The following is a 25,639-nucleotide window of genomic DNA, read 5'->3' on the forward strand; positions in this document are numbered from 1 at the left end:
CGGACCGACCGAGACGACCACGACCTCGTCGGCCTTGCCGGCTTCCTTCAGCCGCAGCGCTTCTTCCACCGAGATCTCGTCGAACGGGTTCATCGACATCTTCACGTTGGCAAGCTCGACACCCGAGCCGTCAGCCTTCACCCGGATCTTGACGTTGTAGTCAACCACCCGCTTAACCGTCACAAGTATTTTCATGGCCAACCCTTTCCGGCAATTTTCGTTGTCTGCTGACGGTGGTTACATCCGCCCGCGCTTAGCTTCGGGATCATAGGGCGATTCCGCGATGACGCGGGCCTTGCGCCGCTCGCCGAGGATCGGGACTTCGAGCTCCCTCCCCGGAACGCCAAGCTCGACCGGCAGTAATGCGAAGGCGACGTCGTGGCCGAGCGTGTAGGCATAACCGCCCGAGGTGATGCGCCCGACCAGCTTGCCCTGGTGGTAGACGCCCTCATAAATCAGCGAGCTTGCGCCATCGGTGTCGATCGCGATGGTGAAGGAACGACGGGCAATGCCCTCTTCCTTTGCCTTTGCCAGAGCGTCGCGGCCGATGAACTCGCCCTTGTCGAGGCGCACGAAGCGATCGAGGCTGCTTTCCCAGGCGCTGAGTTCCGGGTTCATGTCGCGATACATCGCCCGGTAGGACTTTTCGAGACGCAGCGATTCCAGCGCCTGCAGTCCGATCAGCCTCAGGCCATGGGCCTTACCGGCGGCTAGCAGCGCATCGAGCAGGTGTCGCTGGTAGCAGAGCGGATGATAGAGTTCCCAGCCGAGTTCGCCCTCGTAGTTGACGCGCAGCAGGCGGACGTCGCTGGCGAGCCCCACCGTGCCCGATTGCACCCCGAACCATGGGAACGCCTCGTTGGAGAGATCGATCTCGGTCAGCGATTGCAGCACGTCGCGCGCCTTCGGGCCAACGATGGTGAAGCAGCCGCGATCGTTGGTGACATTGCGAAGCTGGACGCTGCCATCCCTAGGCAGAAGCTTCGACAGATCGTCGAAATTCCAGCGCTCGGCTCGCGGCGTCGAAATCAGGTAGAACGAGCCGTCTTTCAGCCGGGCGACGACATATTCCGCCTGGACACCACCCTTCGGGGTCAGATGATGGCTGAGGTTGACGCGGCCGGTCTTCGGCAAACGGTTGGCAAGGATGCCGTCAAGCCAGGCTTCGGCGCCGGGGCCACTCACTTCGAACTTCGTCATCGGCGTCATTTCGACGAGGCCGACGGCATTTCTGACGGCGTGAACCTCCTCGCCGACATATTTGCCCTTCTCGGTCCAGCGCCAGCTGTACTGATCCTTGGCTTCTACGCCCTCAGGAGCGAACCAGTTCGGCATTTCCCAGCCGTTGAGTACACTCCAGACGGCGCCCTTCTCGGTCAACCGATCATAGGAAGGTGCAGTCTTCTGCGGCCGGGCGGCCGGCATGTCCTGACCGGGATAGTGCTGTTCGGCATGGGTGCCCCAGGCTTCGCGCACCTTTTCGCGCGTCCAATTCTTGTTGGCGTAGTCGCCGAAGCGGCGCGGGTCGAGCTCGGAGGTATCGAGGCTGTTGCCGCCTTCGACGATACGCTCGGAGAGATAGTAACCGATCGCGCCACCCCAGAGGATGCCGCCGGGCACGCCTTCGGCGATCCAGACATTGTCGAGCCCCCAGGCCGGCCCCACCAGCGGCAGTTCGTCGGCAGTCATTTGGAAGGGACCGCGGACATTGGCCTTGATGCCGACGCGACCGAGCGCCGGCACGAGGTCCATTGCCCGCTCCCAGTTCCAGGCGACCGAATCGAAATCCTCTTCCAGCAGGTCGGCGCCGAACCATTCCGGCACGCCGTTTTCGGCAAACAGCTTCAGATGCTCTGTCTTCTCGTAGGGACCGAACATCAGGCCGTCGCCCTCCTCGCGCAGGTAGCCCTCGAACCCCTCGTCGCGCAGGATCGGCATCTCCGGCAGGCCCTGGCGCTTGCGCTCGATCACTTCAGGGACGGCATCGGTGATCCAGTATTGGTGGACGATCGGGATCGCTGGGATTTCGAGCCCGAGCATCGCGCCGGTCTGGCGCGCATAGTTGCCCGTCGCCGAAATGATATGTTCGCAGATGATCTCGCCCTGGTTGGTCTTGATCTTCCATTCGCCGCTCGGCATGCGCTCGAAGCCGCGCACCTCGGTGTTTAGATAGATCTTGGCGCCGCGATCGCGCGCGCCCTTGGCCATCGCCTGGGTGACGTCGGCCGGCGCGATGTGACCGTCATCAGGATGATAGAGCGCGCCGAGCATCTCCTTGTTGTTCTCAAGCAGCGGCCAGAGTTCGCAGGCTTCCGCCGGTGAGACGAGTTCGGCGCGAATGCCCTGAACCTCGGCAACGCTCATGTAGCTCTTGTACTCGTCGAAACGGTCGCGGGTATTGGCGATGCGCAACTGGCCGCATTTGTGCCAACCGACATGCTGGCCGGTTTCGGCTTCGAGGCCCTCGTAGATCTCGATGGTCTTGGCGATCATGCGGCCGATATTGATGCTGCGGGCATAGGACGGAATGAGGCCGGCGGCGTGCCAGGTCGAGCCGGCTGTCAGCTGCGTGCGTTCGAGCAGCGCGACATCGGTCCAGCCGCGCTTCGTCAGACCGTAGAGAATGGCTGCGCCGACGCAACCGCCACCGATGACCACGGCTCGAGCATGAGTTTGCATAAAGAGGTTCCCTTATGTGGAATTTTCAGCAACTTACAAACGGCGGGAGCGCTTGTAATCTTGCTAAAAACTATCCGGGGGCATAACCTCAGTTTATGCATAGACTCCGCTCGCTCGTCCCCTCCGCCAACTATCTCTTCGTCTTTGAGGCCGCCGCCCGGCGGCAGAGCTTTACCGGTGCTGCGGAAGAGCTGAATGTCAGCCAGCCGGCCGTCAGCAAGACGATCCGGCTCTTGGAAGAGGCGACCGGCCTGAAACTCTTCCGCCGCGAGCACGCCCGACTGGAGCTGACGGCCGAGGGCAAACGGCTCTACAAGGAAACCCAGGAAGCGTTCGACCATCTGCACATGGTGATCTCGTCGCTGAGGCAAAAGCACTCGCGTGATATCGTGCGCGTCTCGTTCTCCGCATCCTTCGTGCAATTGTGGCTTCTTCCCAGGCTGAAGGCCTTCAAGGCGCAGCATCCTGATATCGCCTTGCGCATTGCCGAAAGCAGCCGCGACGACCAGGACCTCTTGGAGGAGGATATCGATCTTTCTGCCCGGCTTGGCGTGGGCAAATGGCCGGGTATTCACGCCTGGCATTTCGTCACCGAGGAAGTCTGGCCGGTGTGCAGCCCCGCCTATCTGAGAGAGCATGGGCCGATCGAAACCCCAGCCGACCTGCTCAACCACACGCTGCTGCATTTCGAGGAGCGACATCGCTCACGCGTCGGTTGGCGGGAATATCTCGAGCGCAATGAAGTCTCGGCCGCCAAGCTGACGCAGGATTTCGTCTTCACCGATGCACTCAATTCGATCGAGGCAGCCGTGCACGGGCAAGGCGTCGCGCTCGGCTGGAAGCATCTGGTGCACGACCACCTGAAGGCGGGCAAGCTCGTCTGCCCGATCCGGGCGAGCTATCACTCTGGCCAGAGCATCCATATCGTCATGCCTTCCCAGCGCCCGCCGAAGCGGGGCACCGAGATCTTTCGCGACTGGCTGATGGAGCAGAATGCCGACGCCGACATTTTCGCCGACGAGGTTGGTTAGAACCGCTCGCCGACGAAGTGGGCGACCTGGGCTCCTGCCTCGTAATAGACTTCCTTCAGACGCCGCATCGGCGGATCGCTCGGGTCGCTGAGCGGCAGCGGCAGCTCCGCCTCGGTGATCTCGCCCAGGATGTGACGCGCCAGCACCCGGCCGAACACCGTTCCCGGCGCGATGCCACGACCGTTATAGCCGGAAAAGCCGACGACATTCGGCGCAAAGCGGTGGAACCGTGGCAATGCATTGGTGGTCATGCCGATCTGGCCGTACCATTCGCACTCGAAATCGACCTTGCCCAATTGCGGGAAAAGCCGGGCAAGCGAGCGGCGGGCCCAGGCCTTGTGGACGGCCGCACCGCCGTTGCGCAAGGCACCGACGCTGCCGAACACCAGCCTGCCCGCCTTGTCCATGCGGAAGGACGAAAGGATTTCCTTGGTGTCCCAAACGCCTTCGCGGTTGGGCAGAATACTCGAGAGCAAGTCGGGTGCGAGCGGCCGCGTCGCAAGATTGAAATAGGGCAGATACACCTGCTCGGTCCGCACCCGTTCCCATGGGCCGGTGCTATAGGCATCAGTCGCGACGATGATCCAGTCCGCCGTCACGGACGCCCTGTCGGTCACCACCTTCCAGCCACTGCCGATCCGCTCCGTCGAGACGACCCGGCTCGAAGTGTGCAGGACAACGCCGGCGCGCTGGGCCGCATGCGCCAGGCCGCGCACATAGGCGAGCGGCTGCAAGGTGCCCGCCCGTCTGTCGAGCAGGGCGCCGGCATAGGCGGTCGTGCCGATCCTTGCGGCGGTCTCGGCCGCATCGAGAAGTTCGACCGGCGCGCCGCGCTTTTGCCATTGCGACGCACGGTCCTTGATCTCCCTCAGGCCGGCATCGCCGACGGCACAGTGCAGCGTGCCGTTGCGTTCGAGTTCGCAGGCGATCGCGTGCTTGTCGATCAGGTCGATCACGACGCGCGGCCCGTTGCCGAGCAGATCCAGCAGCCGCTCTCCATGCACATCGCCGAGCTCGCCTGGTAGATCGTCAGGCATCACCCACATGCCGGCATTGATCAGACCGACATTTCGGCCCGCACCGCCAAAGCCGATCTCCGCCCCCTCGAGCAGGATGACGCTGCGGCCGGCTTCCGCCAGATGCAGGGCAGCCGAAATGCCGGTGAAGCCGCCGCCGACGACGACCACATCGGCGAATGCGTCAGCGGCAAGCGGGCCGGTGACCGGCGGCGGCGGGGCGGTCTTTTCCCAAAGCCCATGGGAGCGGGGATCATTCAGCATCGTTCAGGTCCTTCGTGCGGGGGTGTCGCTCGTCTTTTCCCGCAACTTCCATCAATCATGACAATGATAACGCCGCCATCACTGTGTAAAGACCACCGTCCTGTGGCCGTTGAGCATGACGCGGTTTTCCAGGTGCATCTTCACCGCCCGGGCGAGAACCCGGCTTTCGATATCGCGGCCGGTGGCGACAAAATCCTCGGCACTCATCGAATGGCTGACCCGCTCCGTCTCCTGCTCGATGATCGGGCCCTCGTCGAGGTCGGGCGTGACATAATGCGCGGTCGCCCCGATCAGCTTGACGCCGCGCGCATGGGCCTGGTGATAGGGCTTGGCGCCCTTGAAGGACGGCAGGAACGAATGGTGGATATTGATGATCCTGCCGTAGAGCCGGTTCGACAGGTTGTCCGTAAGGACCTGCATGTAGCGGGCGAGGATAACGAGGTCGGCCTCCGTCTCACGCGCCAGATCGATCAGCCGCTGCTCCTGTTCGGCCTTGTTGTCCTTCGTCACTTTCCAGTGGTGATAGGGGATACCTCCGAGCTCGGAGGTCCTTGCGCTGTCGTCATGATTGGAGACGATGGCGACCACCTCGGCATTCAGCCAGCCGACGCGGATCTGGTAGAGCAGATGCAGCATCGCATGATCGAACCTCGAGACCATCACGATGATCTTCGGCCGCCGTGTCGCGTCGGCAACCGTGGCCCTCATGCCGAAGCGATCGATCGCCGGTTTCAGCGCCCGCTCGACACCGTCTCGCGACATGCCCAACGGACCGGTAAAGGCAATGCGCATGAAGAAGCAGTTGGTCTCGACGTCGCGGAACTGATTGCTTTCGACGATGTTGCCGCCGATCGCCGCAAGCTCGGTCGTCACCGCGGCAACGATGCCGGGCTGGTCGTCGCAGGCGAGCGTCAGGACGAATGAGGCAGCGGTGCCTGTTGATGTCAGGTTTGCGGGCATCACGGTCATGCCTCTTTCCTTTCGTGATAACGGTGGCCGGAATGGCGCGCCGTTGCGGCTCAGCTCTTGGATTTCGACTGGCCAAAGACGTAGTCGGTGACCCTGGGCAGAAAGGTCTCGCTGTAATACCCGCGCGGCTTGTCGCCGACCGCGACGCCGGCATTGAGAATGCCGGCCTGGTAATCGTCGGCAAACAGCGAATAAGGGTAGACGGGTTCAACCGCACTTGCCGCCTGCAACTGCCGGCGCAACTCGACGGGAATCGAAAAATCCAGTGCAGCCAGATTGTCGTCGAGCTGCTCGATCCGGCTTGCGCCGATGATGGCAGCACCGACGCCGGGCTGCGTCACCACCCAGTTCAGGGCGATTTGCGCCATGCTGCGGCCGACCTCGCCGGCAACCGCTTCGAGCGCAGCGACAATGCGCCTATTGCGTTCGGTAAAGAGCCCGAGCCCGCTGCCGGAGGCGTCGAGCGAAAGCCGCCCTGCGGCCTGCTGGCCGGCCCGGTATTTGCCGGAGAGCAAGCCCATGGCGAGTGGACTCCAGGCGGTGATGCCGAGGCCAAGCGTCTGGGCGAGCGGCACGAATTCGTTCTCGATGCTGCGTTCGGCCAGCGAATACGGTAGCTGCAGGCAGATCGGCGGCGTCAGCGCATGCGCCTCCGCCCAGGTCTGGGCGCGTGCCGCATACCAGCCCGGCACGTCGGAAAGCCCGGCGTAGCGGATCTTGCCCGCGCGCACGAGATCGTCGAATGTCCGCATGACCTCTTCGGCCGGTGTGATCCGATCCCAGGTGTGCAGCAGATAGAGGTCGATGTAGTCCGTTTTCAGCCGCCGCAGCGAGGCGTCGACGGCGCGCATCAGGTTCTTGCGGCCGTTGCCGCCGGCATTCGGATTGCCGGGCTCTAGGCTGTTGGAAAACTTGGTGGAAATCACCACCCGGTCGCGAATGCCGGCCTCGGCGACGAACTTGCCGATCAGTTCCTCGCTGACACCAGCCGCGTAAGAATCGGCCGTGTCGATGAAGTTGCCGCCGATCTCGAGGTAACGGTTGAAGATCGCGCGCGCGGCATCCTCGTCCGATCCCCACGAACCGCCGATACCCCGAATGCCGCCATCGCCGAAGGTCATCGTTCCGAGCGCGAGCCGGCTGACCCGCAAGCCCGAGCGCCCGAGAAGGTAATAGTGGTCCATGGACATCAGTGGTTCCTGGTTTATCGCACGTCTTTGCCGCTGGCTGCGATCACATGTGGCCGTGATGGCTCCGGCGGGCGACGCTTTGCTGGACGTGGTTAATCATGGTTATGAAGTCGAAGACCGGTCGACCGGTCGCCGTCTGCACCGCATGAGCATAGGGCGGCAGATCGCTGCATTCGAGCAGAATGGAGCGAACATCCGGGTTATCCTCGACGAGTTTGCGGGCAACCTCGGTCACTTCCCGCTCGATCTGAGCGCTGTCGAGCGTGCCTTTCTCCTCAAGAATGGCTTCGCGGAATTCCGTCTGCCCTTCCATGCCCGCAACCGCAAGAGGGATATGCCCTGGCACGTTGCTCGCCTCGAAGTGGCGCGGCGTCAGTCGGCTAGCATTGGCCGTGATGATGCCGACGCTGCCGCCGGCCGCCGCATGCATGAACGGGATCTGCATCAGGCTCGACAGAAACACCGGAATATCGACCGCGGCTGCGACCTCTTCCTGGAAATAGGCCATGAAACCGCAGGCGCCGGTGATCGCCTTGACGCCGCGGTTCTGCAATTCGACGGCCGCTTCGATGAAGACGTCGCGAAGTGCGGGATCGCGCTGGTTGAGCAGCCGGTCGATCGAGGCGCCGCGCACCTCCTGGAAGCGGACCGGAAAGTCATAGGTGGTGGCGTTGCCGACATTGCCGGGCACGCAGGGGTACGCAGCATCGAGGATGAGGATGCCGATCTGCTCCCCGTACCACGACTGCGTCTTCCGCGTGACTGTGTAGACAGTCATCGTCTTGTCTCCGATATCAAATTGTTCGCTAATCGGCATCCCTGCCGGGAGGGGGGACGGGAGCCTAGCGGCTCCCGCAACCTGTTGCGGCTGGCAACTATATTACTGGACCAGGCGCGGCGCGCCGGTCTCGGCCGCCGTACCGTCAAGGCCGTAGGATTTCAGGATGCCGACGATGGTGCCATCCGCATGCATCGCCTCGATCCCGGCATCCAGCGCGACACCCAGTTCCTTGGCGTTGAAGGAATAAGGGAACGCGGCCTGTGCGGCTTCCTTGGTCGCCCTCACCCGGTCGTCGGAGGCAGCGACCTTGACCTTGACGTCCTTGAGCGCACCGTTCTTTTCAGCGACGACGCCGGTCGAATAGCCGTCCACCGCCACGTCGATGCGGCCGGAGAACAGGTCCTGCTGCATGTTGACCGAATTCGGATAGAGCCTCAGCTTGGAACCGAGCATGGTCTTCAGGTCGGTGACCCAGAGATAGCCCTGCACTGTGCCGACCTGTTTGTCTTCAAGGTCGCCGACATCCGCGAAGCCGTTCTTGGAATAGATTGCCATCTGATCGGTGTAGAGCGGCGCCGAGAGGTTCATGACCTTGGCGCGCTCGGCCGTGCGGTACCAGTCGCCGGTGGCGATATCGGCCTGACCCGAAAGCACGTACTGGATGGCGGCGGCCGGATCGACGGCGACCGCCTTCACCTTCAGGCATTCGCGCTTGGCAAATTCCGCAGCGATATCGCCGTCGATGCCCTTCATGTTGCCGCTGTCGTCCAGGTAGGAATGCGGCACATAGGTTGTGACGGCAACCGTGAGCGTACCCTCTTCGATGGTGGCGAAGGTGTGTTTCGGGGTGCAATCCTGCGCAAGCGCCACCTGGCTCGATACGAGGAGGCCGGCGATGCCGGTCAGCAGAAGGCGGGTTTTGGTCGCAAATGTGGTCATGCCTGAATGCCCTTTCGTGGTGTTGGTTCAGCGTTGCGCGTAGGAGCCGGCGCGCTTTTCGACATGACTGACGAGGAGAGCGGCGGGGATGGAGATCGAGGCGTAGAGAACGCCGGCGGCTAGCAGCGCCGGGAAATAACGGAAGGTGTTCGAGCCGATTTCATAGGCGCGGCTGACGAGTTCCGGCAGCGCGATGGTGAAGCACAGCGACGTGCCCTGGAAGATCAGGATCGAGAAGGCGAGCAGCGCCGGAAGCGCGACGCGCAAGCCCTGCGGCAGCAGGACGTAGCGCAAGGCATCCAGTCGATTGAGACCAATTGCGACGGCCGCCTCGCGCTGGCCATGCGGGATCGACTGCAGGCTGGCGCGAATGATCTCGCTGGTATAGGCGCCGGTGTTCCAGGCAAGCGCGATGACGGCCGCGGTGAAGGACCCGAGCGTCAGGCCCGATGTCGGCAGGCCGAAATAGATGAACTGCAGCAGCACCAGCGCCGGCGCGCCGCGGCCGACCTCGACCAGGAACAGAGCCAGTATCTTTGTCAACCGGCTCTTGGCGAGCACGCCAAGTGCAAGCAGCAGCCCGAACGGAATGCCGATCAAGAGGCTGAGCACCGTGACCTGCAGGCTGATCGACAGACCCGACAGGAGATCGGGGAGCCAGGCGGAGAGTTCTTCGTAGCTCGGCAACATCAGCGGGCCACCTTTGCTTGCAGATAGCTGTCGGCGACGCGCGACAGCCAGGCGACCGGCAGGCTCAAAAGGATGTAGAACATGCCGACCAGAGCGAAGACTTCGAGACCGCGGAATGTCAGTTGCGACAGCTGGTTGCCCTGGAAGGCAAGTTCGCTGACGCCAATGGTCGAAGCCACGGCCGTCTCTTTCATCAGGCCGATCAGGTAGCTCGCCGCCGAAGGCAGAGCGACGCGGAAGGCCTGCGGGGCGACGACGTCGGTCAGCGTGGACCAGCGGCCAAGGTTCAGCGCCGACGACGCCTCCCATTGGCCGAAGTGTATCGAGGCCAGCGCGCCGCGGTAGATTTCCGCCATGTTGGCAGCCGCGATCAAGCCGAGCCCGGCCAGCGCCGCGTTGAACGGGCTGATCGGGAAGACGCTCATTCCCAGGCCGAAGAAGATGATGAACAGCCAGAGGATCGGCGGAATGCCGCGCACGATCTGGATGAGCACCATCGCCACGATCCGCAGCGGCAGGATGCGGCTCTGCCTGGCCGCCACCAGCGGCATCCCAAGCACGGCGCCGGCCAAGAACGCGCCGAGCGTCAGGGCGACCGTCCAGGGGAGCCCGCGCAATATGGCGAAGACGTCGGCCGTGCTCATCGGTCGTGCACCGCCCGAAGGAAGCGCTTGGTGCGCTCCTGCTGCGGATTGCGCATGACGTCTGCCGACGGCCCCTTCTCGATGATCTTGCCATCGGCCATGATCATCACCGTGTCGGAAACATTCTCGGCAAAGCTCATTTCGTGAGTGACGACGATCATCGTCATGCCGGTTTCTGCCAGTTCCCTCATGACAGCGAGGACTTCGAGGCCGAGTTCGGGATCGAGCGCAGAGGTCGGCTCGTCGAAGAGCATGACTTCAGGGTCGAGCGCGAGCGCTCTCGCAATGGCGATGCGCTGCTGCTGGCCGCCGGAACAGCGGCCGGGATACTGCTCAGCCTTGTCGGCCAGGCCGACACGCTTCAGCAATTGCATCGATCGTTCGTCGGCGTTTCTGCGGCTGCGTCCGAGAACGCGCTCCTGCGCCAGGCTGACATTTCGCAACACCGTCATGTGCGGAAAGAGGTTGAAGGACTGGAAGACCATGCCGACGCTGCGGCGCAAGGTCGAAAGCTCCGATCGCCCGGCGGGTGCGGCCGCGTTGAGCGAGATGTCGCCGATAGTGACATGGCCGCCATCCGGTGGCTCGAGATAGTTGATGCAGCGCAGCAGCGTGCTCTTGCCGGAGCCGCTCGGGCCGATGATCGCCAGCACCTCTCCCGGCATCACCTCAAGGTCGATGCCATCGAGCACCGTGTGATTGCCGTAGTGTTTGCTCAACTTGTCGAGCTTGATAAGCGGCTTTCGCGCCCGGCCTTTTGCGGAAGGCATCCCTTTGGCGGCCAGAGCATCGTCCTTGGTCATTGTCAGTTTGCCACTCCCCAAGTGCAAGACAGCGCCATCCATGACGATTTCGCTCCATTGCGGGCACGGATCGACCCTGCGCCGGGCAAGCCGCGTCCTGTTCGCTGAATGTATTTGATGTTTGCCGTGCGCCACGGGGCGAACGACAGTCGTTCCCGTTCTTTTCTTGTGGATCACCATAACGATTCGACGTCTGGTCGGCAGACGACAAAAATTGCAGAGCAGCATAACCTGAGGTTATGCCGTTGGTGGGATCGTTTCACTGTCGTGCTGGGAAACCGATCGAACGTGAGAGCTGCCAGGCGCTTGCATGATGCGCAAAGCCATTGGAACGCCCTGCCGGTTCAACCAAAAATGGTTAATGCTGACGACCGGCGCTGTTGGCAAGATAACACTATTTTAGCCATGACCGATGAGTAGAGCCATCAGTCGCTAGATATCGCTATGCTTATCGAGTCGCACGAAAATTGCCTGCATTATCCGCAAGTGATAGAAAGAGTTACAGAATTGCAACCGAACAGAGAAGATCCTTGTGCTTGACACTCGGTTCGGCCCACGGAGCTTCAGCGTCCGGTCGCACCATAAGCGAGCAGCATTGACCGCGACACGTTTCGCGATAGCTTTGCTGAGGATCGACTGAAATAGAGCACGACCGTGTATTTCGAGCACCGGCGTCTCGAACATATCGATGGTCGCAGGCGGTTCAGTCAAAACCGCGACGGAAAGGGAAAGGCTAGAATGTCAGGCACTGACGCGACGTTGTCTGCTGCATCTTCCGTGGACGATACCGTCCTTGGCAATACCGACGAGGTCATCTCGCTTTATAATGAGGCTCTTCATCTCGTCGGGGCCTCGGTCGCACTTCAGCGAAGCTACGAGGCGGCTGAACTGGTCGATGCAACGCTCTGGCACGTCTACCCCGAATTGTTGGAACCGGCCTCGAAGGCAATGGCCGAGTCGGTTCTTGCCAATGGCGTTCCACGCAGCATCGAAATCATCGATGGGTCCAATCGATCACGGCGGACACTGCTCGTCTTTCGCGCCGGACAAGGCATCGGCGTCATCGAGACGGACGGGGCATCGGTCCGGCGGGAAGCCGCGAGCCAGGGCGAGAACGAGCGCGCGCTGCTGCTTCACCAGGCGACGCACGATGCCCTGACTGGCTTGCCCAACCGGCGTCAGTTCAGCGATGATCTGCGAAGCGTGTTGCCGGCGGTTCATGAAAAGAAGCCGGCGTTGATGCAGATCGACCTCGACGACTTCAAGCCGATCAACGATACGCTCGGACACGGTGCCGGCGATGCGGTGCTGAGGATGGCAGCCGAACGCATCCGCGGCGTGCTGCGCGAGGGCGAGGTCGCATACCGGCTTGCCGGAGACGAATTCGCGATCATTCAGCGCGACGCCGATCAGCCCGCGGAAGCCGAGCGACTGGCTAATGCTGTGGTCAACGCCTTCAAGGAGCCTTTCACCATCGACGGGATTTCGGCTTTCGTCGGTGCAAGTATTGGCATTGCGATCGCGCCCCCCGACGGCAACGAGGGCGAGCAACTGATGAAGGCCGCGGATATCGCCCTTTATGCGGCCAAGAAAGAAGGCCGCGGCCGCGCCAAAACCTTCAGCCGTTCAATGTTGATCGTGCTGGAACAACGGGAAATGCTGCGCCGGAGCCTACGCACCGCGCTTCAGGAAAACCAGTTCTCCATCGAGTATCAGCCTCTGGTGAAGCCGCCTTTCACCATAGTCGGTTTCGAGGCGCTGGTGCGGTGGCGTCATCCTTTGGTGGGCATCATTCCGCCCAATGTCTTCGTGCCGATGGCCGAAGCCGATGGGCTGATGAGCGATATCGGCCAGTGGGTGCTTGAGCAGGCCTGCCGCGAAGCGACCAAATGGCCGTCGCATTTTACTGTAGCCGTCAACCTGTCTCCGGCGCAGTTCCTGCACGACGGCTTCACCGATCGCGTGTCGCAGACGCTGGATATGGTCGGATTGCGGGCGGACCGGCTCGAACTCGAAGTCACTGAATCGGTTCTTCTTGAGAAGACGACCAACAATCTCGACACGCTCAATACGCTGAACGTCCTCGGCATTCAGATCTCGCTCGACGATTTCGGCACCTACTATTCGTCGCTGAGCTATCTCAAGAACTTCCCGTTCGACACGATCAAGATCGACCGCTATTTCATCAAGGATCTGGAGAACGACGAGAAGAGTCAGGTGATCGTGCGCTCGATAATCGCGCTCGCGCACGGGCTGGGAATGTCAGTGACCGCGGAAGGCGTCGAAACGCGGGCGCAGGCCCTATGGCTGGACCACGAAGGCTGCGATCGATTGCAGGGCTATTTCCTTGGTGTTCCAATGCCGCCCAATACAATCGACAGTTACTTGCGCCAATCGTCGACGATGGAAATATCATAAGACAGCGGGGGGCTACGCTGTCGAGTCGGCCACCGGCGCAAGGGCCGCCTGACCGCTCTCACCGGTTTGTGTGCCTAATAATTCAGCCTGGAAAGTGCCTGTGGGCCGTAGCAAAGTTCCGCAGATGGAGGACAAAGCAAGCATGAACGTCGGTAACAGTGTTCCAGCTGAAGCAGTTTTCGAGCCCTTGCTCCAGTTCGAAATGGAGATGGGTACATTTCTTTCAGAGTGGCAGCATTGCGACCATCTCTCTACCTATCTGGCCCGCATGATCAGCCACAACAGGGCTGATCCGGTACGGCATTCGAACTTCTTTTCGTCGGCGCTCAACGAACTGCTCGAAGTTTCCTTCCGCGGCGGCTCGTCCAGCGGTCAAATCGGCCTCGCGATCTATCGAAACGGGCCGACGGAACGGGTTCAGATCACGTTTCCCTGCCCGCCCGGACAGATTCCGTTCTACCACGAGGCCGTGTCGAAGATCGATCGCAGCGATGCACATTCCCGTTATCTCGATGCCATCTCGACCGACATGGCGCCCAGCCGCGAATCCATCCTTCTTGATCTTGCCATCAATTTCGACGCAAGCATCCGCATCGAGGAAAACACGTCGCCTGCAGTGACACTGATCGTAGACCTCCCGCTGGAAGGGCTGGTGAGTTGAGCGTCGCAGGCCCTTCCCCCAACTTCAAGGTAGCGTTCGACGCCAACAGCCAGGTGTTTTCGCTCGCCGGCGTCATCCGGCCGCGATCGATCGACGAGATCGCCGATAGCATCGCAATGCTCAAGCAGGCGATCGACGACGTGCGCGGCATGCTCTACATCGACGTGAAACGCCTGATCCAGATGAACAACACCGCCTTCCACGCCTTCGTGCGGGTTGCCCTCGATGCGTGCCGCGCACGCGCCGACTTGCGCATGGTGATCGTAACGTCGAGCGTCGTCGGCTGGACCACGCGCATGTTCGGGCATCTGAGCGCGATCGAGCCGCATATCACGGTGGAAGTGTACGATTCGACATTCTATCCCGGTCAAAGTTTCGTCGAGGATACGAGCTTCATTCCCATCCTCCGCGCGCAGACGAAAATGACCTGGCGCCACGAGCGCACCATCCTGCCGCGCCACGGCATGCGGCCGGGCATCGCGATGGCCGACATCTGCTGCGGCATCGGCGATTTCGCCGTGCTCGCGCAGAAGGAGTTTCAGCCGGCGCGGATCGTCGCCCTCGACCACTCGAAGCCGAGCCTCGCCTATGCCCGCAAGGTGGCGGCGGAGTTCGGCGTGGCGGGTATCGAATATACCTACGGCGACGCGTCGGAGATGCTACTCGAGGACAACCAGTTCGACTTCGTGACCTGCCGGCATTCGCTGCAGATCTTCAATCAGCCGGAGCTGCTTCTCAAGGAGTTCTATCGGATCGTGAAGCCGGGCGGCCGCGTCTACATCACCAACGAGAAGAACTCGCACTGCCTCGGCGAGCCACGGGCGCAAAGCATCCAATGGACCTACAATGAGCTCGCGAGGCTTTTGAGCCATTTCGAGATGGATGTGGAACTAGGGCCAAAGAGCCGCCGCTATCTCGCCGACGCGGGCTTCGACGACATCCTGGTCGAATCCTTCATGGTCACCAATCTGGACGGTGACCCACAGGATTTCGCCGACGTCATCGCCGGCTGGGAGAAGATGTTTGCGGCAATGGCGGCGAGACACGGCGAAGCACCCGAATTCATCGACCGTTTTCGCCAGGGCTTCCGGGATCACATCTTCGCGGCACTGCATCCGAAGGGCTATGCAGGCTGGCCGATCTGGGCAGCGTCCGGGCGCAAACCACTATGAGCGAAAGCAATGTCCAACGTTCCCGGTTCGGTTTGAGATCCTTTCGCGCCAAGTTCGTGCTGGTCGTCGGCAGCGCCGTGCTCTTCGACCTCCTGGTAACAGGCGGCCTGGCGCTCTGGAACGTTCAAAGATTGTCGCGCGACGCGACGACGGAGGTCGGGCAGGGCCTGCAAAAGGCAAACGAAGATTACATGCTCACCTACGCGGAATCGACGGCCGCGCGGGTTGATCTTCTGCTCGGCCAGGTTCACGCCGACGTCGCCACGCTCGCGGGCGTGCTCCAGGCGCAGATCGACCGCCCCGTGCGCCGCTCCGACGTCGGAGAGGCACTGGCGCGGCACGCACCGGAATCCGTTACCGTGGCTTACGATCCCAAAGGTGGGTGGGCGCAGAACCTTCCGGGACCGCTCTCGAGCGTCAGCGTTTGGAGCTATCTCCTTGGCCCCGACCACCAGCCGCTACCCGAGGTGCAGACCGATATCGAGAACAGCGCCGTTCTCGATCTGGTTGCTCCGGCCCTGCTTGCGCACGGCCGCTCCAAACTGCAGATGTACTACGTCGGACCAAAGGAGCGGCCGATCTTGCGGATGGCGCCCTATGCCGATCAGGCGCAGACGTTCGACCGTCTCTACCCCGGTCACAATGAGGCCAACTTCTGGAACTTCTTCTTCCCGGGCCTCTACGAGTCCTGGGAGGGATGGGCGAAGGATCCGAGCCTCAGGCCCGTTGCAGCCGATACCACGCAAACGGCGCCTTATACGGATGCCGCCACGGGGAAACTGATCGTCAGTTTCTTCCAGCCGCTCTGGACGCGCGACCGAAAGGCCGTGGCAGGTGCTGCCGGCGCCGACATCACGCTCGACCAATTGGCCGAGGTCGTGCAGAACGTCAAGGTCGCCGAAAGCGGTTTTGGCTTCCTGGCGATGTCCGACGGCAACGTGCTCGCCATCAACCCTGCCGGCGAAAAGACGATCGGGCTGCAGACCTCAAGCGATACCGGCACACAAGGTGTGACCGGTGCCGACCGCTCGCTGCGCAAGAGTGCTCAGCAGGCCATTGCGCAGCTACCGCTCGGGCAGGACGGCGTGATCCAGCGCGTCATGCTCGACGAGGCCGGCGAGAAAGTGCCTTATCTCGTTCTCCTGAAGCAGCTGCTGCCGGAGAATTTCTGGATGTCCGGCCCGGTGCGCATGGAGACGATGTCGCTCGGCATCGTGGTTCCCGAGCGGGAAATCTATGCGTCGCTGTTTGCCGCCCAGACAGGTATTTCGCAGGCGACCAACCGCATTCTCGTCTATCAGATCCTGGCGCTGCTTGCGTCCTTGCTCTTCGTGACGGCGGCGGTGTTCGGCATCTCCAAGCGCGTGACCGCCGGCATCAGTGCGCTTGCCGGCGCCGCCAAACGCATCCAGGCGAAGGACTACTCGGTCCGGGTGCCGATCTCGACGCGCGACGAAGTCGGCGAGGCCGGCACGGCCTTCAACCGGATGGCCGAAGAGATCAGCTTCCACACCGAGAACCTCGAGCATCTCGTCGAAGAGCGCACGAAGCAGATCGAGGAGGCCAATCAGCAGATCTCCGCCCTGAATACGCAGTTGCGCAGTGAGAACCTGCGCCTGGGCGCCGAGTTGGCGGTCGCCCGGCAAATCCAGATGATGGTGCTGCCGAAAGCTGGCGAGCTTGACGAGATCGCAGAACTCGACATTGCCGCCTATATGCGCCCCGCCGACGAAGTGGGTGGCGACTATTACGATGTCCTGCGCGATGGCGCACGGTTGAAGATCGGCATCGGCGACGTGACCGGCCACGGCCTTGAAAGCGGCGTATTGATGCTGATGGTCCAGTCTGTCGCCCGTGCCTTGCAGGAAGCCGGCGACATGGATCCCAATCAGTTCCTGAACCGCCTGAACCGGGCGATCTACAAGAACATCGTGCGCACCAACACCGACAAGCATCTTTCCCTCGCATTCCTCGATTATGATGGTGCCCGCCTGACGCTTTCCGGGCAGCATGAGGAGCTGATCGTCGTTCGCAACAGCGAAGAGGTGGAGCGCATCGATACGCTGGATCTGGGCCTGCCGATCGGTCTGGAGTCGGATATCTCGCGTTTCGTCGCCACGCGCGAGGTCGCATTTGCCCGCGGCGACATGATCATCCTGCACACAGATGGTGTGACCGAGGCAGAAAACGCGGCAGGCGAATTGTTCGGCATCGAGCGGCTTTGCGACAGTGCGCGGCAATTCTACGGACGCAGCGCCGAAGATGCGAAATCAGGTATCATCGACGACTTGATGGCGCATATCGGCAAGCAGAAAATACACGACGACATTACCCTCGTGGTCATGAGACACAGGTGAGCAGATGACGACTTTGTACGGACCGGCGGACCTGACCAGGGGTTCCAACGAAAGCGTGACGAGACTGCGCCTCTATGACGGCCAGCTCAATCTAAGCTGGAAACATTGCGCCATCGCCTCGGATTTCGTCGCCGAGCTGATCGCCATGCGCTACCGCACCTCACGTAACGCCTACAAGGAAGTTCGCCACAATATCGGCTATCTGACAAACGAGCTGGTCGAAAACGCGATCAAGTTCCGTGCCACAGGCGGCATAATGGTCGAGGCCTCGATCGACGACAGCAACTTTCGCGCCAAGGTGTCGAACTTCGTCGATGGTGAGACTGCAGCCCGCTTCCAGGATCTGCTTTCCGAGATCACGACGGGTGATCCGGGCGAACTTCTGATCGAACGCATCGAAGCCAACGCAATCGGCACCGGCAAGAGTGGATCTGGTCTTGGTCTATTAACACTAATGAGCGATTATGGCGTCCGTTTCGCTTGGGTTTTTGGACCCAACGGCGACGGCGGCGGCATCGCGCTCGAGACCTATGCCTCGATCCCCGTCCCCGATATCTCGAACTGACAAGCAGGTGAACATGGAAATCAAGGACGAGGACTACCGCATTTGGTCCGAGGGCAATGACATACACTTCGAGGGAACCATGCGGCTTCCCGGTACGGAGGCCTATGCCCCGATCTTCTCCCTTGCCATGGGCGTGCTTGAGGCCGAGCCTGAGCGCATGACGATCGACCTGACCGAGTTGCAGTTCCTGAACTCGTCGGGGATCAATCTGCTCGCAAAACTGACGATCGAGGCTCGCAACCGTCCGAACGTGCAATTGACCGTGCGCGGAACCTCCGAGATTCCGTGGCAGTCGAAGTCCCTACCCAATCTGAAGAAGCTCCATCCCGGCATCGACCTCAGGCTGAACTGAGCCGAGATTTTCCAGCCTGTCTCTTGCACAGGCTGCCTGCGGTCAGCCGGGCACATGCCCGGCTTGACCTACTGCATGTTTCCTTAAATCCCTTTCGATTTATGGATAAAAACACGCAGCAAATGTAGGCGACAATGCCTTTTCTGCCGAAACCGGCCTCTCCCTTCACACATTTTCTTCGGCGTCGGCAAACCGGAGCCGACGGAAAGGGTGGACCGACAAGAATGTCCTGTTTGTCCGGGACGTCGAATGGAGATCGCGACGACGCTTGTCGGCGGACGGATCACACGATTTCGATTTTACTCCGATCCAGGCTGCCCCTGTCCTGGAACGCCTCGCATGCGACCCGCGGTGGCTGCACCCAGGAGGCCTTCAAGGGAACGGGCGGCGACGGCCTCTTTTACTGCTTCGCTGCAAACTGACCGCGGCAGCCCACAAGCCGTGTCGTTTGCCGGACGACATCTTCTATTGCAGATGGCGGCACGGGCTTACCGCGCCGGCGAAAGCGGTCTGCCGACGGCCAAGATATCGGGCGCCTGCCTACCTTTGCCGCGAAGCGGCACTGCCTCGCTACAGCGCCGCGCGTCTTATGAGACGCGCAACGGTCGCTGTAGCACTTTGAATGGCCGCATGTTTCTATCCTTAAATCGAATAGGATTTATGGAAACATGCAGTAGTTAGCCAGCCCTATTCAAACACCGGCTCGAGGCCGATCCCGATCGTTCACGCTCACGCGCCGATCGTCGCCGCCAAGCATCTGCATGAGCGCAAGCTCGCTGCGAACGCCTCGCTGGTAGATCTGAATGAGTGACGCCCCAAGCGTATCCGCCTCTTCACTATCCGGCGCCAGTTCATTGCTGGAACAGGCGTGTCGAAACACGCGCTGGAGCATTTTCAGTTGATCTTCATCGATTGCCAGGTCGAGGAAATACCGATCCATCTGACTCTGATCCTCCAATATCAAAGCAGGTTGAGATGACCTTTCAGATATTGGAATCGTTCGCGAAATTTTCCAGAGGCCGGAGCGTCTCGCAGGCGGCAGGAGGCCTCGAAATTGTTATTCCGGAGTGCGTCGAACATAGAACTGGCAGAGAGGTGCTTGGCGACCGCACCGCATTCCAACAGACCTGATGCGGAGCGCCCCACAGGGGCGTGCACGATCGTCATTTCTGGTTGACACAATCATTGTGTCGATCAGTCAGGCGCCATCCGACAGCTGCGCCACGACGATCTCTGCCGGGAGCGATTGCACCGCTCGTCGGAGATGTGCACAGTCGTCTCATGCTGCCCGACACCGATATCCATCTCCGCCTTCTTGAAGCCCGTATCGATACCCTCTACCGCATCGACGACAATGGCAGGCTTCGTTCGACCAACGAATGGGACGCCCGCCCACCGCCGCGATTTCACCTCATGCGAACGCGTCAGGGAGCCATCTATCGCTGCCGTGCCGATCTTCCGGATGGGCTTGTCGATGACCTCGGACAATTGTGCCGCGAGGAAAAGTCCGAAACGGCATTCGACCGCTTGCCTGCCCTGCATGACCGGTATCTCGATCTGTTGAAACGGCACGATCCGGTCGAAAAGATCTGGTCCGGCCCAGCTTACGCGGCCGTTGACGTTGGTTCCCCGATCACAGAACCGGTGCGCATTACGGAGGCCGATGCCGAACTGCTTCGTGCACATTTTCAGGATTGGCTGCCTGATGTGCCGCACAGGCAACCGTTTTTCGCGAAGGTTGTGGATGGCAAGGCCGTGTCGCTCTGCTGCAGCGTTCGCATATCAGACACCGTGCATTGCGCCGGTGTCGAAACGCATCCGGATTTTCGCGGTAATGGCTATGCGCTCGACGTCGTGGCGGGATGAGCACGGGAGGTCCGCGGGCGCGCTCCAACGCCGTTCTACAGTACCGCATGGAGCAACGCCGCATCTCAACGGATCGCTGCGCGTCTCGGGTTTCAGCTGGTTGCTGTCGACTTTCACGTGACATGAGCGGAAGTCTCGTGGCGGCCAACTTGCAAACAGTTTCGAATCCGACCGGATCTCGATTTCATGGTCGATACGTTATGAGAACGATTGCGGCTGGTGCGAGACCAGCATAGGCCTTCCCGCCGGGCGCGATGGTCGGTCCTTGCGTCGCTATGGACGCGGAGAAGTTCATGACCGAGGTAAAGTGTTTCAAAGACTGCATTGATTGCGACAAATGCATCGACATCCACTCGTCGGACGAGGCATATAGGGCGTTGGCGCCAACCGGTAGAGTGGCCCGCCCTTCTATCACCGCGATCCGCATTTAAAGCCGTGGATCGGCGAAACCGTGATCAGCTCTGAATCGCCCCTATGATGTCGTATTCCACTACAATCGAGCGCTCCCCTTCCTTCTCGTCGGTTATCCGAATCCTTGTTCGCAACACAGGCCGGCGCTGATCAGATGACGACGATCCCCTCCGGCACGGACGCTTCCGACGCATCCGCCAGCTTCAATTCCCGCATCGTCGCACTCGTCGTCGCCATCGCCTTCTTCATGCAGATGCTCGACGGGACGATCGTCATTACCTCGTTGCCGCAGATGGCGGCTTCCTTCGGCGTGCAGCCCGTCGCCATGAGCATCGGCATCACCGTCTATATGCTGACGATGGCGGCCTTCATTCCGCTCTCCGGCTGGCTCGGCGATCGCTTCGGGGCGCGCAACGTCTTCCTCGTCGCGATCGCCATTTTTACCCTCGCGTCGCTCTTTTGTGGATTGTCGGGAAGCCTCGGCCAGTTCATCGCTGCACGCGCGGTGCAGGGCATCGGCGGCGCGTTGATGACGCCGGTCGGCCGGATCATCGTGTTGAAGAACGCCCGCAAGTCGGAGCTTGTCAGCGCGATCGCGCTCATCACCTGGCCGGCACTGATTGCCCCGGTCGTGGGCCCGCTTCTCGGCAGCGTCATCACCACCTGGTTCAGCTGGCACTGGAATTTTCTGATCAACATCCCGATCGGACTGATCGGCCTGGCGCTGGTGCTTCGTTTCGTTCCGGATCAGCGCGAGGAAGCGATACGCCGCCTCGACGTCAAGGGCTTCGTGTTGTCGTCGACCAGCCTCACTCTGGTGTTGGCCGGGCTCGAAGCCTTCGTCCACGGCACGGCCAACGCGTTGGCGATCGTCCTGTTGCTGGCAACGGGTGCTGCCATCGGGGTCATGGCGACACGGCACTTCAAGGCGATCGCCAATCCGCTGCTTAATCTCTCCGCCTTGAAGGTTCAGACCTTTGCGATGTCGACGCTGTCGGCCGGCACCGCCTGCCGGGTCGCGATCAATGCGACGCCCTTTCTGATTCCGCTACTCTTCCAGGTCGGGTTCGGCCTCGCCCCGATCCAGACCGGCATCTATGTGCTCACCTACTTCGCCGGAAATCTCGCGATGAAAACGGCGACCACGCCGTTGCTGCGCCGCTTCGGCTTCCGCACCATACTCGTCGGCAATGGCCTGCTCGCCTCACTGGCGATCGGCGCCTGCGCGATGCTTTCAACGGATACGCCACAACTGCTGACGCTTCTGCTGCTGTTTGCTGCCGGGCTCTTCCGCTCAATGCAGTTTACCGCGCTCAATACCCTTGGCTTTGCCGATATCAACGCGAGCCAGCGCAGCTCGGCGTCAACCCTGTCGAGCATGCTCCAGCAGGTGGCCGTGCTTCTGGGCGTTGCGGTTGCCGCCGCCGTTCTCAATCTGTCGCAAGCCCTTCGCGGCGGCGAAACGGCAGCCGTTGCGGACTTCCGCTGGGCGTTTCTGGTGGTTGCGTCGATCGGCATTGTCTCGAGCTTGCGTTTTCTGGGCCTGCCTCGGGAGGCGGGCGCCGAAGTTTCCGGGCATGCAGCCCGGCCTCGCACGACATAGGCATTCGAACGGTTAGCGTCGAATGCCCGACGACAGCGGCGCTCTCATCTCAATCGCCGCCCGTCGGCTTCGCATTCAGTCGTCCAGTCGCAGCCGGAAGCGGGCGGAAAAATCGCCCTCCCACCACATCGGAAAGTTCGTTCCCCACTTGTTGTTGTGAATGTTGAAACGAACGCCTTCGCTGAAGTCCGGCAATGTCTTGCAGAACGTCATGAAGTCCCAAGCCTCGGGCGCGACCAGGGGCGTGTCGAGCGGCTCGATCGACAACGAACCACCCGAAGCAAGATCGCCGCGAACGCCGGTGACCGCCTGAAGTTGCGCGCCGCCACCGTCAGCGACGTTGCCGGATTTGTGCCAGAGCCCCATCTTTCGCAGGCTCCACGCGACATCCCCTGCTGGCATAAAGGAGAGAAAGCTCGCCTCCGGCATGCGGTTGGCGCTTTTTGCGTGCAAGGTCAGGTGAAGTTCGAGCGTGTCGTCTTCGCCTGAGAAGGCGAGAGCGATATGGCGCGGCGCCCCGTAACCGGCAACCGCCTGCTCAGGCATGGACAGAAGCAGGCCGGATGCGTCCGCTGCCTGAAAGGTCGGTGTAAAGACACGGGAGAGAGCCGCGCCGGACCGGGCAAGACCCGGCTTGTCGTGATCGAGGATCGCCCATTCCTGGCGATGAGTCAGATAGGTGTCCATGTGCCTGTTGACGTCGGTAGCGTCGTAGCTCTCGTAGCGATAGGCGATCAGCGAACCTGACCGGCCAGCCAGGGACCTCCCGGACGGGGCGGTCAGCGAAAGAATGTCTCCGGTCGAAGGCTCGAGCTCGATCGACCAGCTGCCACAGGCGAGACTGGTCCGTCTGTCTCCTCTGGCTATCAGGGCCGGTACGGTCAATTCGGCCAAGGCGGCATCGGCTGCCGCTGCGTCCGGGCCGTCGAGCACTGAGCGAGCGTCATCAAGATAGGCGCGCTGTTCGCGCCAGGAGGCTTCCGTATAGGCAAAGCGGTGGTCGGTCTTGCGGGCGGCCTCAAAGTCGGGCCGGGACCAGGCCGTGTCGTCGCGCAGATAGGATTTGATATCGACGCCGCAGGTATGTTCGGCCGCCATCGTCAGCTTCTGCCCGAAAGCCAGGCGGCTGGCGGTCAGGCCTTCGGCTCCGAACCGGTCGTAAAGCCGTTGAAGCGCCAGGAAACGGGCGGTCTTTACCGGATCGGAGGCGCTGCCGTGGATCCAGCTGTCGCCAAGCTCGTGCTCGACGACGGGAAAGGCTTCCCGCGCATCCCAGATCAACCCGCCATAGTCCTCGAGTGTTGCGGCGCGGACCGTTGCATCGGGATGCTCGCGACGCATGTCGCGATAGACCTCGGCGGTCTGCGGCACGCTTTGCGGACCGATATTGTCGCTTGTATGGGCAAAGCTCAGGCCGTCGGCAAAACCTTCGGGGAAATAAGTCTCCCCATAGGATCGCTGATACATGACGACGATTTCTGCGCCGCCGGGCGCACGCCAGCGAAAGATGTCAGGTGTTTCAGGCGGCGGCGACGCGGTGTTGACGCCGAGATGCAGGAAGCGAATGCCGGCTTCGGCCAGCAGCGGCACCATGCCGAGCGTATGCCCCGGCACGTCCGTCATCTTGGCCGCAGTCGTCTTCTTGCCGAACCTCCGGTCGAGTTCCTGTGAATAGGAAAGGCCGGCGCGAAAGAGCTCCGGCGACATCAACTCCGTATGTGTGGTGAACGGCAGGCCATGCCAGCGGATCAGTCCGAGATCGATTGCCCGCTCGAGCTTCTTCACCTCCGCGGCCGAGCGCGACGTCAGGTGATCCCAGATCAGCCAGGCACCGGTCGTCCAGACGAACTTCGGATCTCGCGGATCCTCGGCATAAAAATGCTCGGCCGTCTCGATCGCCTGCGGAATGAACCGGTCGTGGTACTGGCGACGCACCTTTTCCGCGTGATCGGTGAAGCCAATGTCGAGATGGGTCTTGAAGACCAGATGCACGCGTTTTTCTGTCATGTTCTTCCATTCAGCCGACGGTGCCGCGAACGACGAGGCGGGTGGTCAAGGTTTCGACCAGGGGGTCGGCATCCGGCGTCTTGAGACGTCGAAGGATCAACCGGACAAGGGCGCGAACGCGATCGTCGAGATCGATGCGGACGGTGGTCAAATTGTAACTTTTCCAATGTGCCTGCGGGATGTCGTCGAAACCGACGACCTTGACATCGCCAGGCACTGAAAGGCCGAGTTCGTGCCTGAGGGCATCGATCGCGCCGAACGCCCCGACGTCGTTGGCCGCAAAGATCGCGTCGGCGCCGGATCCGACCCGGAAGAGATCAAGCGTCGAGCGATAGGCGGTGTCGTAGGTGTAGTCACCGGGGACGATAACCGGCGGCGCCATGCCGCGCTCGGCCAGCACCTGCGCGATCATCCTTTCCCGTTCCGTATTGGCAAGAGACTGCCTCTTGCCGCCGAGATAGGCGATGCGACGGGCACCATAGCCTTGCAGCAAGGCGATTGCCTGTTCGATGCCGTCCTTCTGCCGCACGAGAAGACGGTCATAGAGTGTTTCGGACGCCCTGCCGGCAAACGCATCCGCGTCGTCATAGATCACGTAGATCGGAACGGCACGATCGAGAAAGCCGCTCAGAACATCAGGCTCGATATTCTCGGTAAAGGCGATGACGGAGTCGGGATTGAAGCCGCGCATATAGGTCAGCAGCATCGGATCCATGCTGAAGTCGGCCTTCGCCTTGAACAGAAGCGTGGCGAAGCCCTCTGCCTGCAGCGCGGTCGTCAAGGCGTCGATCTCCTGGCTTTCCCAGGGGCTGCAGACATCGGGAACGATCATGCCGACGAGATGCGAGCGCCTGGTTACCAGCGAACGCGCGGCCATGTCAGGCGTATAGTTCAGCTCACGTGCCACCTTCAGGATGCGATCTCGCTTCTCCGGCTTCAGGGACGCATTCGGATTGAAGGCGCGCGAGACAGCGACGCGCGAGACATTGGCCTCTCGTGCCACCAGATCGGCCGTGGCGCGTCCTGCTTTCCTGTCGGTTTTCTCGCTCATGGGGTAGTGCTCTGCGCAAAAATGAAAACGTGTTCAATTCAACCTGCACCAATGATCGCGCTTCCGTCAAGATATCAGTAGAAATCACCTCATAGACGGCAAAACCCGAAGAGCATGAACACGTATAAGCCTCGTCACCAGAATCCACTTCATGGCGTGTTGACAAAAAT

21 protein-coding genes and 1 pseudogene are annotated in these 25,639 nt (G+C 61.4%); 9 read left to right on the forward strand and 13 right to left on the reverse strand.

All coding sequences use genetic code 11. The features are described 5' to 3' along the window. Both ASD02_RS18615 and ASD02_RS18620 read right to left on the reverse strand, forming a co-directional pair. A pseudogene (locus ASD02_RS18615) lies at window positions 1-195 on the reverse strand (hypothetical protein); the annotation flags it as partial. Window positions 196-237: 42 nt separating this feature from the next. Continuing rightward, window positions 238-2,679 (reverse strand): FAD-dependent oxidoreductase, encoded by a 2,442-nt coding sequence (locus tag ASD02_RS18620; protein ID WP_057214516.1) that lies wholly within the window; start codon window positions 2,677-2,679, stop codon window positions 238-240. 95 nt (window positions 2,680-2,774) lie between these two features. Here ASD02_RS18620 and ASD02_RS18625 point away from each other — a divergent pair, with 95 nt between their 5' ends. After that, window positions 2,775-3,710 carry a LysR substrate-binding domain-containing protein gene (locus ASD02_RS18625; protein WP_025428317.1) on the forward strand — a complete coding sequence of 312 codons (936 nt, stop codon included), beginning with the start codon at window positions 2,775-2,777 and terminating at the stop codon, window positions 3,708-3,710. Here the strand turns inward: ASD02_RS18625 and ASD02_RS18630 are convergent. The 8 genes from ASD02_RS18630 to ASD02_RS18665 form a co-directional block, all read right to left on the reverse strand. Continuing rightward, the gene (locus ASD02_RS18630) at window positions 3,707-4,990 is read right to left on the reverse strand and encodes an FAD-binding oxidoreductase (RefSeq protein ID WP_025428316.1); all 1,284 of its coding nucleotides are present in this window, start codon (window positions 4,988-4,990) and stop codon (window positions 3,707-3,709) included. The two genes, ASD02_RS18625 and ASD02_RS18630, sit on opposite strands and share 4 nt — an antisense overlap. Before the next feature lie 78 nt (window positions 4,991-5,068). Further along, on the reverse strand, window positions 5,069-5,959 hold the full coding sequence (gene purU / locus ASD02_RS18635; protein WP_025428315.1) for a formyltetrahydrofolate deformylase: 891 nt from the start codon (window positions 5,957-5,959) through the stop codon (window positions 5,069-5,071). A 50-nt stretch (window positions 5,960-6,009) separates the two neighbouring features. Next, window positions 6,010-7,149, reverse strand: a complete 1,140-nt coding sequence (locus ASD02_RS18640) for an aldo/keto reductase (protein WP_057214518.1) — start codon at window positions 7,147-7,149, stop codon at window positions 6,010-6,012. Between the two features lie 43 nt (window positions 7,150-7,192). Continuing rightward, a complete protein-coding gene (locus ASD02_RS18645; RefSeq protein WP_057214663.1) occupies window positions 7,193-7,927 on the reverse strand; it encodes an aspartate/glutamate racemase family protein in 735 nt (244 codons plus the stop codon). A gap of 102 nt (window positions 7,928-8,029) precedes the next feature. After that, window positions 8,030-8,869, reverse strand: coding sequence for a transporter substrate-binding domain-containing protein (locus ASD02_RS18650; protein ID WP_057207345.1), 840 nt, complete (start codon window positions 8,867-8,869; stop codon window positions 8,030-8,032). A gap of 27 nt (window positions 8,870-8,896) precedes the next feature. Further along, complete coding sequence (locus ASD02_RS18655) at window positions 8,897-9,559, reverse strand: amino acid ABC transporter permease (RefSeq protein WP_025428311.1); 663 nt, start codon at window positions 9,557-9,559, stop codon at window positions 8,897-8,899. Further along, the gene (locus ASD02_RS18660; protein WP_025428310.1) at window positions 9,559-10,203 is read right to left on the reverse strand and encodes an amino acid ABC transporter permease; all 645 of its coding nucleotides are present in this window, start codon (window positions 10,201-10,203) and stop codon (window positions 9,559-9,561) included. Before ASD02_RS18660 ends, ASD02_RS18655 begins: the two co-directional genes overlap by 1 nt. Beyond that, a complete protein-coding gene (locus ASD02_RS18665; protein WP_057214666.1) occupies window positions 10,200-10,973 on the reverse strand; it encodes an amino acid ABC transporter ATP-binding protein in 774 nt (257 codons plus the stop codon). Before ASD02_RS18665 ends, ASD02_RS18660 begins: the two co-directional genes overlap by 4 nt. Before the next feature lie 771 nt (window positions 10,974-11,744). Between ASD02_RS18665 and ASD02_RS18670 the strand changes: the two genes are divergently transcribed. From ASD02_RS18670 to ASD02_RS18695, 6 genes are all read left to right on the forward strand, one after another. Continuing rightward, complete coding sequence (locus tag ASD02_RS18670) at window positions 11,745-13,424, forward strand: EAL domain-containing protein (protein WP_057214520.1); 1,680 nt, start codon at window positions 11,745-11,747, stop codon at window positions 13,422-13,424. A 142-nt stretch (window positions 13,425-13,566) separates the two neighbouring features. Continuing rightward, window positions 13,567-14,085: a hypothetical protein gene (locus ASD02_RS18675; RefSeq protein WP_057214670.1), complete on the forward strand. Its 519-nt coding sequence runs from the start codon at window positions 13,567-13,569 to the stop codon at window positions 14,083-14,085. Beyond that, window positions 14,082-15,257, forward strand: coding sequence for a class I SAM-dependent methyltransferase (locus tag ASD02_RS18680; RefSeq protein WP_057214523.1), 1,176 nt, complete (start codon window positions 14,082-14,084; stop codon window positions 15,255-15,257). Before ASD02_RS18675 ends, ASD02_RS18680 begins: the two co-directional genes overlap by 4 nt. After that, window positions 15,254-17,614, forward strand: coding sequence for a SpoIIE family protein phosphatase (locus ASD02_RS18685; RefSeq protein ID WP_057214525.1), 2,361 nt, complete (start codon window positions 15,254-15,256; stop codon window positions 17,612-17,614). Before ASD02_RS18680 ends, ASD02_RS18685 begins: the two co-directional genes overlap by 4 nt. 4 nt (window positions 17,615-17,618) lie before the next feature. Continuing rightward, window positions 17,619-18,179 (forward strand): hypothetical protein, encoded by a 561-nt coding sequence (locus tag ASD02_RS18690; protein ID WP_057214528.1) that lies wholly within the window; start codon window positions 17,619-17,621, stop codon window positions 18,177-18,179. Between the two features lie 13 nt (window positions 18,180-18,192). Next, window positions 18,193-18,531, forward strand: a complete 339-nt coding sequence (locus ASD02_RS18695; RefSeq protein ID WP_057214531.1) for a hypothetical protein — start codon at window positions 18,193-18,195, stop codon at window positions 18,529-18,531. 691 nt (window positions 18,532-19,222) lie between these two features. On the opposite strand, the gene ASD02_RS18700 is transcribed toward ASD02_RS18695, so the two are convergent. Next, entirely contained in the window at window positions 19,223-19,471 is a 249-nt protein-coding gene (locus tag ASD02_RS18700; RefSeq protein WP_057214537.1) for a hypothetical protein, read from the reverse strand. Window positions 19,472-19,797: 326 nt separating this feature from the next. On the opposite strand from ASD02_RS18700, the gene ASD02_RS18705 reads away from it, so the two are divergent. Together ASD02_RS18705 and ASD02_RS18710 are read left to right on the forward strand one after the other, a co-directional pair. After that, a complete protein-coding gene (locus tag ASD02_RS18705) occupies window positions 19,798-20,397 on the forward strand; it encodes a GNAT family N-acetyltransferase (RefSeq protein WP_156407978.1) in 600 nt (199 codons plus the stop codon). Window positions 20,398-20,962: 565 nt separating this feature from the next. Beyond that, complete coding sequence (locus tag ASD02_RS18710) at window positions 20,963-22,411, forward strand: MFS transporter (RefSeq protein ID WP_057220691.1); 1,449 nt, start codon at window positions 20,963-20,965, stop codon at window positions 22,409-22,411. A gap of 75 nt (window positions 22,412-22,486) precedes the next feature. On the opposite strand, the gene ASD02_RS18715 is transcribed toward ASD02_RS18710, so the two are convergent. Further along, entirely contained in the window at window positions 22,487-24,418 is a 1,932-nt protein-coding gene (locus ASD02_RS18715) for a DUF5054 domain-containing protein (RefSeq protein WP_057220692.1), read from the reverse strand. A 10-nt stretch (window positions 24,419-24,428) separates the two neighbouring features. Then, window positions 24,429-25,469 carry a LacI family DNA-binding transcriptional regulator gene (locus tag ASD02_RS18720; protein WP_057220693.1) on the reverse strand — a complete coding sequence of 347 codons (1,041 nt, stop codon included), beginning with the start codon at window positions 25,467-25,469 and terminating at the stop codon, window positions 24,429-24,431. Window positions 25,470-25,639 lie beyond the last annotated feature (170 nt).

Origin of the sequence: Ensifer sp. Root1252, from assembly GCF_001425885.1 — a bacterium.
Classification (GTDB): Bacteria; Pseudomonadota; Alphaproteobacteria; order Rhizobiales; family Rhizobiaceae; genus Ensifer; species Ensifer canadensis.

What these genes read in the sequence shown, in the direction of transcription:
- ASD02_RS18620 (WP_057214516.1), bottom strand. Translation starts at nt 2,679, where the DNA reads ATGCAAACTCATGCTCGAGCCGTGGTCATCGGTGGCGGTTGCGTCGGC.
- ASD02_RS18625 (WP_025428317.1), top strand. Translation starts at nt 2,775, where the DNA reads ATGCATAGACTCCGCTCGCTCGTCCCCTCCGCCAACTATCTCTTCGTC.
- ASD02_RS18630 (WP_025428316.1), bottom strand. Translation starts at nt 4,990, where the DNA reads ATGCTGAATGATCCCCGCTCCCATGGGCTTTGGGAAAAGACCGCCCCG.
- purU (WP_025428315.1), bottom strand. Translation starts at nt 5,959, where the DNA reads ATGACCGTGATGCCCGCAAACCTGACATCAACAGGCACCGCTGCCTCA.
- ASD02_RS18640 (WP_057214518.1), bottom strand. Translation starts at nt 7,149, where the DNA reads ATGTCCATGGACCACTATTACCTTCTCGGGCGCTCGGGCTTGCGGGTC.
- ASD02_RS18645 (WP_057214663.1), bottom strand. Translation starts at nt 7,927, where the DNA reads ATGACTGTCTACACAGTCACGCGGAAGACGCAGTCGTGGTACGGGGAG.
- ASD02_RS18650 (WP_057207345.1), bottom strand. Translation starts at nt 8,869, where the DNA reads ATGACCACATTTGCGACCAAAACCCGCCTTCTGCTGACCGGCATCGCC.
- ASD02_RS18655 (WP_025428311.1), bottom strand. Translation starts at nt 9,559, where the DNA reads ATGTTGCCGAGCTACGAAGAACTCTCCGCCTGGCTCCCCGATCTCCTG.
- ASD02_RS18660 (WP_025428310.1), bottom strand. Translation starts at nt 10,203, where the DNA reads ATGAGCACGGCCGACGTCTTCGCCATATTGCGCGGGCTCCCCTGGACG.
- ASD02_RS18665 (WP_057214666.1), bottom strand. Translation starts at nt 10,973, where the DNA reads ATGCCTTCCGCAAAAGGCCGGGCGCGAAAGCCGCTTATCAAGCTCGAC.
- ASD02_RS18670 (WP_057214520.1), top strand. Translation starts at nt 11,745, where the DNA reads ATGTCAGGCACTGACGCGACGTTGTCTGCTGCATCTTCCGTGGACGAT.
- ASD02_RS18675 (WP_057214670.1), top strand. Translation starts at nt 13,567, where the DNA reads ATGAACGTCGGTAACAGTGTTCCAGCTGAAGCAGTTTTCGAGCCCTTG.
- ASD02_RS18685 (WP_057214525.1), top strand. Translation starts at nt 15,254, where the DNA reads ATGAGCGAAAGCAATGTCCAACGTTCCCGGTTCGGTTTGAGATCCTTT.
- ASD02_RS18690 (WP_057214528.1), top strand. Translation starts at nt 17,619, where the DNA reads ATGACGACTTTGTACGGACCGGCGGACCTGACCAGGGGTTCCAACGAA.
- ASD02_RS18695 (WP_057214531.1), top strand. Translation starts at nt 18,193, where the DNA reads ATGGAAATCAAGGACGAGGACTACCGCATTTGGTCCGAGGGCAATGAC.
- ASD02_RS18700 (WP_057214537.1), bottom strand. Translation starts at nt 19,471, where the DNA reads ATGGATCGGTATTTCCTCGACCTGGCAATCGATGAAGATCAACTGAAA.
- ASD02_RS18710 (WP_057220691.1), top strand. Translation starts at nt 20,963, where the DNA reads ATGACGACGATCCCCTCCGGCACGGACGCTTCCGACGCATCCGCCAGC.
- ASD02_RS18715 (WP_057220692.1), bottom strand. Translation starts at nt 24,418, where the DNA reads ATGACAGAAAAACGCGTGCATCTGGTCTTCAAGACCCATCTCGACATT.
- ASD02_RS18720 (WP_057220693.1), bottom strand. Translation starts at nt 25,469, where the DNA reads ATGAGCGAGAAAACCGACAGGAAAGCAGGACGCGCCACGGCCGATCTG.